Source organism: Gordonia sp. 11cp, assembly GCF_057767225.1.
In genome coordinates this window covers 4,502,208-4,517,182 of the sequence record NZ_CM173437.1, presented here as the reverse complement: position 1 = coordinate 4,517,182, position 14,975 = coordinate 4,502,208, and the positions used below count along the sequence as shown (strand labels likewise).

16 protein-coding genes are annotated in these 14,975 nt (G+C 67.1%); 11 read left to right on the top strand and 5 right to left on the bottom strand.

Translation table 11 applies throughout. The annotated features are described in order from the left end of the window. Nucleotides 1-21: 21 nt before the first annotated feature. From AC3B6C_RS20260 to AC3B6C_RS20235, 6 genes are all read left to right on the top strand, one after another. Entirely contained in the window at nt 22-1,557 is a 1,536-nt protein-coding gene (locus AC3B6C_RS20260) for a protein adenylyltransferase SelO (RefSeq protein ID WP_488373901.1), read from the top strand. 26 nt (nt 1,558-1,583) lie between these two features. Next, nucleotides 1,584-1,955 (top strand): TraR/DksA family transcriptional regulator, encoded by a 372-nt coding sequence (locus AC3B6C_RS20255; RefSeq protein ID WP_010842548.1) that lies wholly within the window; start codon nt 1,584-1,586, stop codon nt 1,953-1,955. A gap of 115 nt (nt 1,956-2,070) precedes the next feature. Further along, a complete protein-coding gene (locus AC3B6C_RS20250; protein WP_488373900.1) occupies nt 2,071-3,114 on the top strand; it encodes an NAD(P)-dependent alcohol dehydrogenase in 1,044 nt (347 codons plus the stop codon). A 45-nt stretch (nt 3,115-3,159) separates the two neighbouring features. Next, nucleotides 3,160-3,885 (top strand): lysophospholipid acyltransferase family protein, encoded by a 726-nt coding sequence (locus AC3B6C_RS20245; RefSeq protein WP_488373899.1) that lies wholly within the window; start codon nt 3,160-3,162, stop codon nt 3,883-3,885. A 72-nt stretch (nt 3,886-3,957) separates the two neighbouring features. Beyond that, the gene (locus AC3B6C_RS20240) at nt 3,958-5,049 is read left to right on the top strand and encodes a YihY/virulence factor BrkB family protein (RefSeq protein ID WP_035717335.1); all 1,092 of its coding nucleotides are present in this window, start codon (nt 3,958-3,960) and stop codon (nt 5,047-5,049) included. Between the two features lie 79 nt (nt 5,050-5,128). Continuing rightward, complete coding sequence (locus AC3B6C_RS20235; protein ID WP_014926870.1) at nt 5,129-5,947, top strand: DUF1206 domain-containing protein; 819 nt, start codon at nt 5,129-5,131, stop codon at nt 5,945-5,947. A 38-nt stretch (nt 5,948-5,985) separates the two neighbouring features. On the opposite strand, the gene AC3B6C_RS20230 is transcribed toward AC3B6C_RS20235, so the two are convergent. Then, nucleotides 5,986-6,621: an isochorismatase family protein gene (locus tag AC3B6C_RS20230; RefSeq protein ID WP_488373898.1), complete on the bottom strand. Its 636-nt coding sequence runs from the start codon at nt 6,619-6,621 to the stop codon at nt 5,986-5,988. 124 nt (nt 6,622-6,745) lie between these two features. Between AC3B6C_RS20230 and AC3B6C_RS20225 the strand changes: the two genes are divergently transcribed. Further along, nucleotides 6,746-7,693 (top strand): GlxA family transcriptional regulator, encoded by a 948-nt coding sequence (locus tag AC3B6C_RS20225; RefSeq protein ID WP_488373897.1) that lies wholly within the window; start codon nt 6,746-6,748, stop codon nt 7,691-7,693. A gap of 16 nt (nt 7,694-7,709) precedes the next feature. Here AC3B6C_RS20225 and AC3B6C_RS20220 read toward each other — a convergent pair whose 3' ends face one another. The 4 genes from AC3B6C_RS20220 to AC3B6C_RS20205 all read right to left on the bottom strand — a co-directional run bounded on the left by AC3B6C_RS20220 (nt 7,710) and on the right by AC3B6C_RS20205 (nt 11,726). Beyond that, nucleotides 7,710-8,159 (bottom strand): DUF1622 domain-containing protein, encoded by a 450-nt coding sequence (locus AC3B6C_RS20220; RefSeq protein WP_488373896.1) that lies wholly within the window; start codon nt 8,157-8,159, stop codon nt 7,710-7,712. A gap of 51 nt (nt 8,160-8,210) precedes the next feature. After that, on the bottom strand, nt 8,211-9,710 hold the full coding sequence (locus tag AC3B6C_RS20215; RefSeq protein WP_488373895.1) for a flavin-containing monooxygenase: 1,500 nt from the start codon (nt 9,708-9,710) through the stop codon (nt 8,211-8,213). Between the two features lie 121 nt (nt 9,711-9,831). Next, the gene (locus AC3B6C_RS20210; protein WP_488373894.1) at nt 9,832-10,932 is read right to left on the bottom strand and encodes an NAD(P)/FAD-dependent oxidoreductase; all 1,101 of its coding nucleotides are present in this window, start codon (nt 10,930-10,932) and stop codon (nt 9,832-9,834) included. Then, nucleotides 10,932-11,726 carry a PfkB family carbohydrate kinase gene (locus tag AC3B6C_RS20205; RefSeq protein WP_488373893.1) on the bottom strand — a complete coding sequence of 265 codons (795 nt, stop codon included), beginning with the start codon at nt 11,724-11,726 and terminating at the stop codon, nt 10,932-10,934. Before AC3B6C_RS20205 ends, AC3B6C_RS20210 begins: the two co-directional genes overlap by 1 nt. A 143-nt stretch (nt 11,727-11,869) precedes the next feature. Here AC3B6C_RS20205 and AC3B6C_RS20200 point away from each other — a divergent pair, with 143 nt between their 5' ends. From AC3B6C_RS20200 to AC3B6C_RS20185, 4 genes are all read left to right on the top strand, one after another. Then, nucleotides 11,870-13,018 carry a zinc-dependent alcohol dehydrogenase gene (locus AC3B6C_RS20200; protein ID WP_010842559.1) on the top strand — a complete coding sequence of 383 codons (1,149 nt, stop codon included), beginning with the start codon at nt 11,870-11,872 and terminating at the stop codon, nt 13,016-13,018. 9 nt (nt 13,019-13,027) lie between these two features. Beyond that, nucleotides 13,028-13,609 carry a hypothetical protein gene (locus AC3B6C_RS20195; RefSeq protein ID WP_488373892.1) on the top strand — a complete coding sequence of 194 codons (582 nt, stop codon included), beginning with the start codon at nt 13,028-13,030 and terminating at the stop codon, nt 13,607-13,609. A gap of 18 nt (nt 13,610-13,627) precedes the next feature. Next, complete coding sequence (locus tag AC3B6C_RS20190; protein WP_488373891.1) at nt 13,628-14,302, top strand: UdgX family uracil-DNA binding protein; 675 nt, start codon at nt 13,628-13,630, stop codon at nt 14,300-14,302. Nucleotides 14,303-14,424: 122 nt separating this feature from the next. Then, nucleotides 14,425-14,889: a nuclear transport factor 2 family protein gene (locus AC3B6C_RS20185; RefSeq protein ID WP_010842562.1), complete on the top strand. Its 465-nt coding sequence runs from the start codon at nt 14,425-14,427 to the stop codon at nt 14,887-14,889. The last annotated feature ends 86 nt before the right edge of the window (nt 14,890-14,975 follow it).

Below are 14,975 nucleotides of genomic sequence, written 5' to 3'. Positions count from 1 at the left end.
GACCGCGCACCCGGTTTGCCGATGGCGAAACTGGTTACCCTCGGTAGGGTGTCCGCCTCTCCTGATTCCCCCGCACGCACGAGTGCCGCGATCGCCGGCTTCGAGCGCACTTTCGTCGATGCGCTGACGCCACTCACCGTGCCGTGGCAGGGCGCCGATGCACCCGCACCGCGCCTGCTGGTCGTCAACGAGGCACTCGCTGCCGACCTCGAGCTCGACACCGACGCCCTCCGAACCGACGACGGCATCGCGCTCCTGGCGGGTGCGGCCGCCCCTGTCGACGCCGTCCCCGTCGCGACGGCTTACTCCGGGCACCAGTTCGGCGGTTACACCCCACTTCTCGGCGACGGTCGGGCCTTGCTGTTGGGAGAGCTCGTCGATCGCCACGGTCGACGAGTGGACCTGCAGCTCAAGGGTTCTGGGCGCACTCCGTTCTCTCGAGGCGGCGACGGGTTCGCCGTGGTGGGGCCGATGCTGCGCGAGTACCTCGTCAGTGAGGCGATGCATGCGCTGGGCATCCCGACGACGCGCTCGCTGTCGGTCGTGGCCACCGGGCGCGACATCCAGCGCACCGGTGCCGAACCCGGCGCGGTGCTGGCCCGGATCGCCGCCAGCCATCTCCGCGTGGGAACCTTCGAATACGCCGCGCGTAACACCGACCTGACGCAGCAACTGGCCGATTACGCGATCGACCGTCACTATCCGGAACTCGCCGCGGCGTCGGAACCCGGCGACCACAGCCGCTACGTCGCGTTCTTCGAAGCCGTTCTCGAACGTCAGGCGGCCCTGGTGGCCCAGTGGATGCTCGTCGGCTTCGTCCACGGGGTGATGAACACCGACAACACCACGATCTCCGGAGAGACCATCGACTATGGCCCCTGCGCCTTCCTCGATGCGTTCGATCCGTCAGCGGTGTTCAGCTCGATCGACCATGCCGGTCGATACGCATACGGGAATCAGCCCGCCGTCCTGAAATGGAACCTGGCCCGGTTCGCCGAAACCCTGCTCAGGTTCATGGCGCCGACGCCCGACGACGCGATCACTGCGGCGACCGAGGTGCTGACCACCTACGAGGCGCGCTACGAACGACATTTCATCACCGGCATGGCGTCGAAGATCGGACTGGACGATGTGTCTGCCGAACCCGACCTGATCGCCGACCTTCTGACCCTGATGCGCGACCAGCGCGCCGACTGGACGGGCACCTTCCGGGCGCTGGCCGACGAGCTCCGCGGCGACCAGGTCCCGATCACCAGCCTCATTCCCCGCGAGCACATCGGTCCATGGCTCGAACGGTGGCGACGTGCACTGGCCGGTGCCGGTCGCGAGCCCGAGGCGGTCGCCGCGGCGATGGACCGTGTCAACCCGGTCTACATCCCACGGAATCACCAGGTCGATGCTGCCCTGCGTGCCGCGACCGAGGGGGATCTGGAACCGTTCGGCCGGTTGCTGACCGCGGTCACGCATCCGTTCGAACGTCGCATGGACTGGGCTCACTACGCGGCACCGGCCCCGCAGGCGTTCAGCGACACCTTCCAGACCTTCTGCGGTACCTGAGCGAGACGCCGTCGGATGGGCGCACTGTGAACCCGAGTGAGGACGTCGACTCCCGCGATGCACTGGTCGCCGAGAGGGAACGTACCGCCGCACTGATCGAGTCGTTGTCGACCCGCCTTGCTGCCGTCCTCGAGGCGACGAGCGACGCGGCAGCCGACGACGAGCACGATCCGGAGGGTTCGACGCTGGCGGTCGAACGCGGACACCTGGTTGCCCAGTTGGAACGATCGCGGGTTCGGCTCGACGAGATCGGTGCCGCGCTGGATCGTGTCGGCTCCGGTGCGTACGGGCATTGCGAGACATGCGGCGCACCGATCGGTGCGGAGCGCCTGGAGGTGCTGCCGGCCGCCCGGCAGTGCGTACGCTGTGCGGCTCGGAGCCCCTCGCGGCGATGGTGAGGTCCGACCAGGAATTCATGTCCGGTTCGCCGTAGACCTATGCGCGTATGGCCATACGCGGGTAGACCGGAGGGCGGGAGAGCACGCGAACGACTCGAACCGAAGGGTGTCCGGCATGAAAGCCATCCAGATCATCAAGCCAGGAAGTCCGCCAGAGCTCCGTGAGGTCGACAAGCCGACACCCGGTCCCGGACAGGTGCTCCTGAAGGTGACCGCTGCGGGTGCGTGCCACTCCGACGATTTCGTGCTCAACATGCCCGCAGAGGGTTTCCCTTATCCGTTGCCGATGACGCTCGGGCATGAGGGCGCAGGCGTGGTCGCCGAAATCGGTAGTGGCGTCACGTCACTCAGCGAGGGGACGGCGGTCGCGGTCTACGGCCCGTGGGGTTGCGGTGTCTGCCATTTCTGTTCGCGTGGGCTCGAGAACTACTGCACTCGCGCCGCCGAACTCGGCATCGCTCCACCCGGACTCGGCAACGAGGGCGCGATGGCGGAGTACATGATCGTCGACGACGCTCGTCATCTCGTCCCGCTCGGTGATCTCGACCCGATCGCGGCGGTCCCGCTCACGGATGCCGGGCTCACCCCCTACCACGCGATCAAACCATCGCTGCCGAAGCTCGTCGGCGGCACAACGGCGGTCGTGATCGGTGCCGGCGGTCTGGGACACATCGGGATTCAGCTGCTGAGGCACCTGACCCCGGCGCGGATCATCGCCCTCGACGTCAGCGAGGACAAGCTCGCGTTCGCGCGCGAAGTGGGCGCCCATGAGACAGTCCTCAGCGATGCCGACGCCGTGGCGAATGTCCGGTCGATCACCGGAAACGACGGGGCCACAGCCGTATTCGACTTCGTCGGACTCCAACCGACGCTCGACACCGCGATGGGGGTCGTCGGCACGATGGGTGACGTCGTGATCGTAGGCATCGGTGACGGCGTCGCCGCTGCCAACGTGGGATTCTTCTCGCAGCCGTACGAGGTGTCGGTGCGCGCCCCCTACTGGGGCGCTCGGGATGAGCTGATCGAGGTCCTCGACCTCGCTCGCGACGGAGTGCTGGAGGTCGCCGTCGAGAAGTTCTCCCTCGACGACGGGCTCGAGGCGTACCGACGACTCGCCGCGAATGAGTTGCGCGGACGGGCGGTCGTCGTCCCGGACTGACCAGAACCGCATCGCGCCGTCACAACCTACGGTACCGTAACTTAGGTGAGAGTCGAGCTGTCCGAGTCGCAGGCTGTGTACGAGCACTACCTCGTCCATCAGCAGGACCGAGCCCGGGCGCGGATGATGTACGGCGTGCTCGCCGCCCGGATTCGGCCGGTCGTTCGCTTTCGCTCGCGGGACCGGCTCAACCGCACCGTTCGCACCGGGGTGCCGATGCTCATCGCGGCAAATCACGTCTCCGAGCGGGACCCGTTGGTCCTCGCCGCAGCCGGGTTCCGCTCACCGTTGCGACGGCGGATCGGCAGTCTGCGGGTCCTCGCGAAGGACGAATTGTTCGAGGATCCGGAGCAGCGTAGGAAGATCGACACCCTGGGCGGGATCCCGGTCTTCCGCAGCAAGGACCACGGGGTGCGGGCGGCCGCGGATGCGGGGCGTCGGATGATCGGCGTCTGCGTCGAACGGATGGCCCGCGGTGACAGCATCGCGGTGTTCCCGGAGGGAACCTGCAACGAGGGTGACCCCACCCAGGTTCAGCGACTCGGTACCGGGATCGGGCACATCGCCCATCGCGCCCTGCGGAACGACGTCGAGGTGTGGATGGTGTCCGCGGGTATAGCCTATCCGAGCGGAGGCGGACGCCCCGTCGTCGCGTTGGGCGATCCGGTGGACCTCCGCGCTCGACGCGACGAGACGCCGGCTGCGGTGACGCGGTGGATCCAGCGTGATCTGCAAAGTGCGGTCGATGACGCGTGCGCCCTCGCGCGCTGACCCCGAACGCCCGGTGGGGGTTGACGACGTCGATCGGGTTTGGCTTGCGTGCCCGAGGGATATGCGCAGGAGATGCAACGAGATGACGCCGCCGACCCAGCTGAGCGAGATCCGGTCGCGGGCGACCGGGACGTTCGCGACGACCCCGATTCGGCCGATCCCGACGACCCGCGTAAGCCGGACTCGCCGACCGACCTGACCAAGCCGTCGATGCTCTTCGTACTGAAGAAGACCGCTCGCGAGTTCTCTCGCGACCAGTGCACCGACCTCGCCGCGGCGTTGACGTACTACTCGGTGCTGTCGCTGTTCCCGGCGCTGCTCGCGCTGGTCTCGCTGCTCGGCGTGTTCGGCCAGGGCGAGAAGACGACCGACGCAGTCCTGCAGATGGTCGACGACATCGGCCCGTCGTCGGCGGTGGACACGTTGCGAGGGCCCGTCGAACAACTCGTGGCCGCGCCCAGCGCCGGTTTCGCACTCGTGCTCGGTCTGCTCGGCGCGCTGTGGTCCGCATCGGGATACGTGGGAGCCTTCGGCCGCGCCATGAACCGCATGTACGAGATCGACGAGGGCCGCCCCATCTGGAAGTTGCGTCCCATCATGCTGCTGGTGACACTCGTGGCGCTTGTTCTCGCGGCCGCGGTGGCACTGATGCTCGCGATCAGCGGGCCGATCGCGAAGTCGATCGGTGACGCCGTCGGGCTCGGCGACACCGCGCTCACTGTGTGGAACATCGTTCGGTGGCCCATCCTGCTGCTGTTCGTCATCCTGATCGTCGCGATCCTGTACTGGGCGACGCCGAACGTGCAGCAGCCGAAGTTCCGTTGGATCAGTGCCGGTGCGGTGCTCGCCATCGTCACGTGGATCGTCGCGTCGGCCGCGTTTGCGCTGTATGTGTCGAACTTCGGCAGTTACAACAAGACCTACGGGGCACTCGCCGGGGTCATCGTGTTCCTGCTGTGGTTGTGGCTGACGAACCTCGCCCTGCTGTTCGGCGCCGAGTTCGACTCGGAACTCGAGCGCGGCCGGCAGCTCCAGGCGGGTATGCCCGCCGAGGAGCATTTGCAACTGCCGCCGCGGGACACCACGGCCTCGGACAAGAACGATGAGAAGGATCAGAAGTTCATCGAACAGGCGCGGGCGCTTCGCAACTCGCAGGGGAACTGAGCCGTCGGGTGGCACCCCGTAACGTCAATGGGACCGGCCGGGCACGAGCTCGGTCGATCGGCGGAAGGGACGTGGCACGATGAGCCGCAATCAAGTGACCGGCGCGGTGGACCGCGCCACCGACAGCCCGTGGTTCGAGCGCCTCGCCCGCGCCGGGCACGCAGTCAGCGGGCTGCTCCATCTGCTGATCGCCTACATCGTCCTTCGCCTCGCCTTCGGCGGGGGTGGAAACGCCGACCAGTCAGGGGCCCTGGGCATCTTCGCCGACTCGTCGGGTGGGCGAATCGTGCTGTGGGTCGCCGCGGTCGCGTTCGCCGCCCTCGCCCTGTGGCGACTCGCCGAGGCCATTGTGGGGCCACACGCGACCGAACCGGGTGAGGACAGTGACGGCGCCGAGCAGTGGTTCGACCGCGGAAAGGCGCTGTCGTTGGCCGTCGTCTACGTCGGTTTCGCTTGGTCGGCAATCCGTTTCGCGACAGGTCAGGGGAAGTCGAGCGGTCAGGAGAACGCCGGTCTGACAGCTCGGCTCCTGCAGTCGGGCGGAGGCAAGTTCGTTCTCGTCGCAGCCGGCCTGATCATCATCGGGGTCGGGATCTACCACGTGTACAAGGGAGCCAGCCGATCGTTCCTCGACGATCTCACCATCTCCGGCGACAAGGCTGCGACGGTTGCCGGCGTGGTCGGCTACTGCGGCAAAGGTGTCGTCCTCGCCGGTACCGGCATCCTGGTAATCGTCGCGGTCGCGACCGCCGATCCGTCGAAGGCCACGGGGATCGACGGTGCGGTCAAATCTCTCGCGGGCCTGCCGGCGGGCCAGGTCTTGATGGTGTTGGCAGCGGTGGGTATCGCCGCGTACGGCGTGTACTGCTACTGGCTGGCGCGGTACGCACGGATGTGACCCACACGGATGTGTTCCGCATGAACCGCGAGGAGGGGTCAGGCATCGAAGACGTTCTGCCCTTCCAGCGCCGACGCGACGAGGTTGTCCTTCTCGAGTGCGGTGCCGGCCGTGACGGCCTCGAGCCAAGCGTCGGTCGTGGCGACGGCGGCGAAGTTGGAGTTGAGCACCGTCATGAGCGTGTTGTGGACCTGCTCGGCCGACGCCTTTCCGGCCGCATTGGCGATGTGGATCGCACCCGTGGCGTCGGAGATGATCTCCGCGGTGAACCCGAGTTCCTCGGCGCCCGCCGCCGACGCGAGGTCGCAATTGTTGGTCATGTAGCCGACGAGGGTGATCGTGTCCACGCCCTCGGCCCGCAGCCACTCGGCGAGGTCGGTGCCGCCGAACACGCTTCCGACGTTCTTGTGCACCGACTTCCAACTCGGATCGACCCGTCGGGCGACCTCGGGATGCAACTGCCAGGCATCGCTGCCCTCGGCGAACACCGGAGCCTCTGACGGCAGCGTGTGGCGGACGACGACGACCGGGACGGCGTTCGCGACCGCATGGTCGATGATCCGCGCGATGTTGCGCACGCTCGTCTCGCGCGGCGGGTACTGGATGGTGAGCGGGCCGTCGAAGTACTGATTCTGGACGTCGACGAGGACGAGTGCCCGACGAGATGCTGTCACGATGTGCTCCTTGTGTCGTCGGCGTTCGCCGGTGCGCCCGCCGATGTGTCGACTCGATTCTCCGAGACCACCGGGTACGGTCGGAAGTGGCGCAACTGCCCCCTACCGATGGGATCGAGCCAGTATGCACATCGCCATCTACGCCTTCGACGGCGTATCGAGCTTCCATCTGGCCGCACCCCAGCTGGTGTTCGGCGAAGTGCGCCGGGTGTCACCACGTACGCCGTGGACGACCACGCTGTGGAGTTTCACCGAGAATGCGGTCACCCTCGCCGAGGGCTACCGCCTGAGTGGACTGTCCGGTCCCGACGCCGCCGCCACGGCGGACATCGTCGTGGTGCCGTCCTGGCCGGAGGATCTGCCGGAGCTCGACGCCCGTCTCGACGAACTGCTGACCGCGGCGCACGCCCGCGGCGCCACCATCGTGGGCTTGTGCCTCGGGGCCGTGGCCGTTGCGGACTCGGGTCTCCTGGCCGGCCGGACCGCGGTGACCCACTGGGCTGCGATGGAGGCGCTCAAGTCCCGGCACTCCGACATCGACCTCGACTCGTTGGTCCTGTACGTCGATCACGGCGACGTGATGACTTCTGCGGGAACGGTTTCCGCCGTGGACGCATGCCTGCACCTGGTGCGGGAGCGGCTCGGCGCCGACGTCGCCAACGACGTGGCGCGCAGTCTTGTGGTGGCCCCACATCGTGACGGTGGGCAGGCCCAGTACACCCGGCGTCCCGTGCCCACGACCGCCGCGGACAACCCGATCGGTGATGTGATCGCCTGGGCGCTGGGGCATCTCGACGAATCGCTGACCGTCGAGCGATTGGCCGCACACGCATGCATGAGTACGCGGAGCTTCGTTCGCAACTTCAAGATCGCGACCGGCGCCACCCCCGCACAGTGGGTCCTCACCCAGCGACTCGACGCGGCGCGCGCGCTGCTGGAGACCACGGACCTGGCCGTCGACACCATCGCCCGTCGCTGCGGATTCGGGAGCAGCGTCACGATGCGGCAGAACTTCGCGAGCGCGTTCGCGACGTCACCAGCGAGGTACCGGCAACAGTTCCGACGGACATAGCCGTCGGAGGTGGCCGTCAGCCCGATGTCCGCCGCGCGTCGGCCGCGGAGTTCTCACGCGCGGCCGCGGAAGCCGCGGAATCGCGAGCGACCGCCTGGCCCAGCAGTTGTCCGCCGCTGGTGAGGAGCGCTCGGCGCCACGGAAGTACCCCTTCGATCTCGATCTGGATGGACATCGACAGCACGGTCCGGATCACGACGATGATCCCCAGGATCAGCGCGTCCTCGATGGAGGGTTTGGAGGTGATGGTGCGGATGAGGTCGGCGGCGACCAATACCTCGAGTCCGAGCAGGATGGCTGCGCCCAGGGTGTTGCGGAGTACGGAGAACGCCACCCCTCCCCCTTCGTGACGGACCAGGGATCGTGCTCCCAGGACGATCGCGACGACGAACCCGATGATCATCGCGAGCGCACCGACCGCCTCGAACGCCACGGCCACCACGGTGAAGGTCTCCTCGAACTCCATGCGGTCAGCGTACGGTCCCGAACTCGCCGGCACCGTTCTTCCGACACGGGGTCAGGACGACGGCGCAGCCGTGGTCGCCGAAACGGTTCGCTCCCCCGCCACGGCGAATCGCAGATTGTCGTCGGCCACGTGGCCGCGGAGCAGGCGACGGTCGGTGTAGTAGCTCATGGACATGACCCACGGCGCTTCCGGACCCTGCTTGGGCAGGGTGTCGAGCGCTCGTTGCACGTAGCCCGCGCCGAAGTCGAGGAGTGGACGGGTCGGCATGTCCGGGTCGGCCACCGCCCAGACCGTGTCGTACCCCGCGGCGTCCATGTGCGCGAGGAGTTTGCAGAAGTACTCGCAGATGAGGCCGATCTTGAGCGTCCACGACGAGTTCGTGTACCCGATGGCGAGTGCGAAGTTGGGCACCCCGGACAGCATCATTCCCCGATAGACGACGGTGTCGGGCAGTGACACCCGCTCGCCGTCGACGCTGAGGTCGATTCCGCCGATGATCTTGATGTTGAGACCGGTTGCGGTGACGACGATGTCGGCGGCGAGCTCCTCGCCGCTCTCGAGCCTGATCCCGGTCTCGGTGAACGTTTCGACGCGGTCGGTGACGATGGAGGCCTTGCCCGACCGGATCGTCCGGAACAGGTCGGCATCGGGGACGACGCACAGTCGCTGATCCCAGGGGTTGTACGGCGGGTTGAAATGGGTGTCCACCGGATAGTCGTCCGGTAGCTGGGATTGATTGATCTTCCGGATGATCCGGCGGGCGGTTTTCGGGAACCGTTGGCACAGTTCGAACAGCACCCGCTGCTGGGCGACGTTCTTCTGCCGCGTCAACGCGTAACCGCGTTCGTTGCCCAACACCTTCTTCAGGGTGTTCGCGATCGCGTCCTCGCGTGGCAACGGGATGATGTAGGTGGGTGTCCGTTGCAGCATCGTCACGTGCGCGGCACGCTCAGCCATCGCCGGCAGCAGTGTCACAGCAGTGGCACCGCTGCCGATCACCACGACCCGCTTGTCCGTGTAGTCGAGGTCCTCCGGCCAGTGCTGAGGATGCACGATCTGTCCCTGGAACCGCTCGCGCGCGGTGAAGTCCGGGCTGAACCCTTCGTCGTAGTCGTAATAACCGGACCCGCAGAAGATCCACTGCGCACTGATCTGGATGTGGTCACCGGTGTCGGTGCGCTCGACGGTGACCGACCAGCGTGCGTCGGCGGACGACCACGACGCCGCGATCACCCGATGGCCGTAGCGGATGTGCGGCGCGAGGTCGTTCTCCTCGATCGTCTCGTGCAGGTAGTCGAGTATCCGGGGTGCGTCGGCGATTGCCTGCTTGTCGGTCCACGGCTTGAACGCGTAGCCGAAGGTGTGGAGGTCGGAGTCCGACCGTATTCCCGGGTACCGGAACAGATCCCACGTGCCGCCCGCCGACTCTCGGGCCTCGACGATGGCGATCGTCCTGCCCGGGTGCTCGGTTCGCAGGTACCGGGCGGCCCCGATGCCCGATATGCCTGCGCCGATGATGAGGACATCGACATTCTCCGGCGTCGTCGTCACCCGGTACTCCTCTGGTCGACTACGGTGTGCAGTCTCCAGGATGCACCACGGACGTCAGGCCGAGGTCTCGACCTCACGTCCGGCCTGTTGACCAGGACTCACGTGGCGGTGTCGACCAGGCTCATGCCTTGTCCGCGACGCCGCCGAGTCTGTCCTCGGGCGCAAACCCGGACGGAACACGCCCTGCGACAACGGCCTCGGCGAGCGCTTCACCGATCACGGGCGCGTGTTTGAACATGTTGTGGCCCGCCACCGCGACGACAGGCCCGGTACGCCAGAGCGCGACACCGTCGTCACCCCACGGGAGAGTAGTCACCCAGCAGTGCACGATGTCGCGAGGTGTGGGATCGAGGCCCGGCAGTGCAGTCGCCACATAGCGGCCGGCTGCTTCCGCGAGCTCACCCAACCGAGTCGCGTCGTCGAGGGTTCCGTCGTCGTGTGCGTCGAGGTCGTCGGCGATGCCCAGCCCATACGCCGACCGGTCCGGATACCCCGCGGCGTAGACGGCGTCCGCGCCGAAGTGTCCACTGCCGTCCTGAAGCGTCGGAAGCCGAAGGTTGCTGTCCCGCACCGCGAACGAGACCCGAACGTGCGCGCCCAATCGGACCGGGATCGCCACACCGAGGCCCCGGGCCAGCGGTGCGGTTCCGCGTCCCGCGCACACCACCGCCGCACCATGCTCCCCCACCGTCGTCGGTGTCCTGATGGTGACGGTGTCACCGTCGGAATGCGACGCGAGAACCTCCTCGTGGACGAAGGTCCCGGACAACCGGCCGCTCAGTCCCGCGATCGCGGAGCGCGTGTCGATGGAACCCCCGTCGACATCGAGCATCGCCTCGCCCTGATAGTCCGCCAGCACGGGCATCACCTCCCGAAGCCCTTGGGCGTCGAGCGGAACGACCGTCACTCCGGCCCGTTCGAGCAGACCGCGACGGCGAGGGACCGCATCGCCGAGCATCACGGCTCCGTCGGGCGAGATCAGCGGGATCCCGAACTCATCGGACCAGACGTCCCAGTGGTGCCGGGCCCGGACGGCCAGATCGACCAGGCGCCGGTCGTCGTGCGCGTGCCGGAAGATCCGCGACTGCCCCGCCGACTGGCCGTGACCCGGCCGGCCCACGTCGTACACGGTGACCGAAAGACCCTGCCGAACAAGGCGATAAGCGGCCGACAGGCCGATGATCCCGGCACCGACGACTGCGACGTCGGAGACCCTGGGCACTACTTCCCTCCGTGCCAGACCGCGTCGAAGGGGGCCTGCGAGGCCAGACGGCCGACGATGCCGTCGTGCGTGAACTGCTTGGCGGTCCGGATCGCTTCCAGTACGTCGACCCCCTTGGTGAGCTCGGCGGTCGTAGCCGCGGCGAACACACACCCGGCCCCGGAGACACGCTCGTCACCGACCTTCGGGGCGCGCAACACGGTGACGTCCGCACCGTCGAAGACGACATCGATCGCCTCGTCGCCGGGGAGTCCGACCCCACCCTTCACGACGACGACCTTCGGCCCCAGGTCGTGGATGCGGCGAGCCGCCTCGCCGAGATCGTCGATCGACGTCAGCTCGTCCATGCCGGCCAGAGTCGCGGCCTCGAACAGATTCGGGGTCACCACGGTGGCCAGCGGCAGGATCTCCGAACGCAGAGCGTTGTCGGTGTCGAGCGCGGCCCCCGGCTCCTGACCTTTACAGATGAGCACAGGGTCGACGACGACCTCGCGCCACGGTCGCGAGGCCAGTGCCGCCGCGACGGTGGAGATCGTGGCCGGGGTGCCCAGCATTCCGATCTTCACGACATCGGGCTCGTGCGCAGCGGTTGCCACCTCGATCTGATCGGCGATCACCGCGGACTCGACGGGTACGAAGCGATGCGCCCAGTCGTTGTTCGGGTCGAAGGACACGATGCAGGTGATGGTCCCCACCCCGTAGGTACCGAGCTGCGCGAAAGTGCGCAGGTCGGCCTGGATGCCCGCTCCCCCGCTGGCCTCCGATCCGGCGATCACATATGACACCACTGACATCGACATCTCCTCCTGCAGCCTGTCCTGGGCTCGGGTTCCTTTTGTACACCCCTGCCCGTGACACCGGTCTTCTCGCGCAGTGTCTCCAGCGCGATTAGTCCCGCGGACGCCGGGGTACCCGGCAGCGCATGAGCCCAGACACAATGCGAGCGATGGTCTACCGCGGGCCCTACAAGGTCCGCGTCGAGGAGAAGCCTGTACCGCAGATCGAACATCCCAACGACGCCATCGTCCGGGTGACCCATGCCGCGATCTGCGGCTCGGACCTGCACCTGTATCACGGGATGATGCCCGACACCCGCCCGGGGATGACCTTCGGACACGAGTTCGTCGGGGTCGTCGAGGCGGTCGGCGGCTCGGTCCAGAACGTGGGTGTCGGCGACCGGGTCATGGTCCCCTTCAACATCTACTGCGGAACGTGCTACTTCTGCGCGCGGGGCCTGTACTCCAACTGCCACAACGTGAATCCGAACGCCACGGCCGTGGGTGGGATCTACGGCTATTCACACACCTGCGGCGGATACGACGGCGGACAGGCCGAGTTCGTGCGTGTTCCGTTCGCCGATGTCGGACCCAGCGTCATACCGGACTGGATGGACCCGGAGGATGCGCTCATGCTGACCGACGCCCTCCCCACCGGGTACTTCGGAGCCCAGCTCGCCGACATCCGGCAGGGCGAGACCGTCATCGTGTTCGGCGCCGGACCGGTCGGACTGTACGCCGCGCGGTCGGCCTGGTTCATGGGCGCGGGACGGGTCATCGTCATCGATCACCTGCAGTATCGCCTGGACCAGGCCGCGCAGTTCGCCCACGCCGAGACTTACAACTTCGCCGAGTACGACGACATCATCGTCCACCTCAAGGAGATCACCGACAACATCGGCGCGGACCGCGTCATCGACGCCGTCGGCGCCGAGGCCGACGGCAATTTCCTCCAGCACGTGACAGCGGCCAAATTCAAACTCCAGGGCGGATCCCCGATAGCCCTCAACTGGGCCATCGACTCGGTCCGCAAAGGCGGGACCGTCTCGGTCATGGGCGCCTACGGCCCGATGTTCAGTGCGGTGAAGTTCGGCGACGCCATGAACAAAGGACTCACTCTCAACATGAACCAATGTCCGGTGAAACGTCAGTGGCCCAGATTGTTCGACCACATACGCAACGGCTACTTCAAGCCGAACGACATTGTCACCCATCGCATACCACTCGAGCACATCGCAGAGGGTTATCACATCTTCTCGGCGAAGCTCGATGACTGCATCAAGCCCATCATCGTCGCCGACGCCGGCTGAGGAGGAACCGTGCCCGCATATCCCGCAGACCGCCCCAACGATCCCGACACCTCCGCCCTCGTCGACCGGATCCCGGGCTGGGGCGTCGATCTGGACACCGCGAACCGTCCCGCGGTTCCCCGCGAACTGCCCGTCGAACCGGCGCCCGGCGTCCACTGGACCGTCCCGGACGACCAGCCCGAGCGTCGACCTCGCGAACGGTCCAACGAACACGCCTTCCTCACACCGGTTTTCGGTACATCGACGCCGCCGCGCGGGCTGTCCGGCGCGATCCGGCGATCTGCCTACCGCTACAGCGAAGGTCGCGCGGCGCACTGGCTGATCCTCCTCGGCGCCGACCGTGTGGCGTCGATCGAAGCGCACCTCGCGTCCCTGGCGAGCGCCCGACCGGACAACCCACTGACCGAGACCGGCATCGCGTCCGAGTTCACCCACCACGGCTGGTCATCGCGCCATGGCCGCACCCGCGTCGACGGCAGTCATGCCTGGATCGATCCGCTGCTCGTGGGCGGGCCGTGGGTGGTCACCGGCGCGGTCGCCGGTGTCGCGGTTCGCCGACTGGTCCGCTCTGCTCGACGGTCTCGTCGATGATCACGGTTGGCAGGCATCGTGAATCCCGGAGCAAAGACGACGCATGTCGGCGCGGCTGAGTTCGTCCCCGACTCGCACGACCTCGACGACCTCGCATCGGCGGCGCGCGCCTGTCGTGGGTGCGACCTCTACCGCGACGCCGACCAGACCGTGTTCGGCGCGGGCGATCCCGGATCGACGATCATGTTCGTCGGCGAGCAGCCCGGTGACCAGGAGGATCGTGCCGGTGAACCGTTCGTCGGTCCGGCCGGCCGCGTGTTCGACCGCGCACTCGAGGCCGCCGGCATCGACCGCGAGATCACCTATGTCACGAACGCGGTGAAACACTTCAAGTTCACCCGGGCAGCGGGTCAGAAGCGACGAATTCACGAGAAGCCGAACCGCGGTGAGGTCGTCGCGTGCCGGCCCTGGCTGTTGGCCGAACTCGACGCGGTCTCGCCCCGCATCGTCGTGTGTCTGGGCGCTACGGCCGCACAGGCGTTGCTGGGCACCGGTTTTCGACTCACTAAGCACCGTGGCGAACGCTTCGAGCTCGGAGCCGACGGAGATGTCGGTCCCGACCATTCCGAGTCCGTGGTGGCGACCGTTCATCCCTCGTCGATTCTCCGGGGACCCGTCGAACAGCGCGATCAGGCGTTCGACGCCTTCGTCGCCGATCTCTGCGTCGTCCGGGATCTCGCGAGCACCAGCTGACCGATCACGCAGCACAGCGGAAATCGCTGACAGGCGTCTGGACTGGTGTCTATAGTCGTCGACGAGGAAGCCGGCGACCGCGGGTCACCTCGGCACAGCGGAGATCGACCGACTGGAGAACGATGGATCTGCAAGAGATCAGCGACCGGTTCGGCATCGCGGACACGCTGTACAGGTACTCACGCGCCGTCGACACCAGGGACTGGGAACTTTGGCGTTCGGTGTTCACCCCGGAAGCGGTGGTCGACTACTCGTCGACGCCATTCGGTCAGGCGGGCACCCGGGACGAGATCGCGGCGTGGCTCGAGGAGAGTTTCGCGTTCGTGTCGGTGAGTCAGCACTTCATCACCAACATCGAGTACACCTTCGCCCACCCCGGCGAGGGTGATCGTGCCGACGTGCGTGCGATGTTCTACAACCCGATGCGTTTCGTCGGGATGCCCGAACTGAGCACGTGCGGCGGGAACTATCACCATTCGATGGTCCGGACCGCCGACGGATGGAAGAGCGCCGGGCTCGTGGAAGAGTGCCTGTGGTTCGAGAACTCGCCGGCGGGAGCGGAGGACGGCTCACCGGCCGACGGCTGATTCGGGTTGGTCACGTGCCCTGTGCATCGCGTCGTTACCGAACCGTGGCCGCAGAGAACGATCCGGCACCGACCCCGCCGATAGGG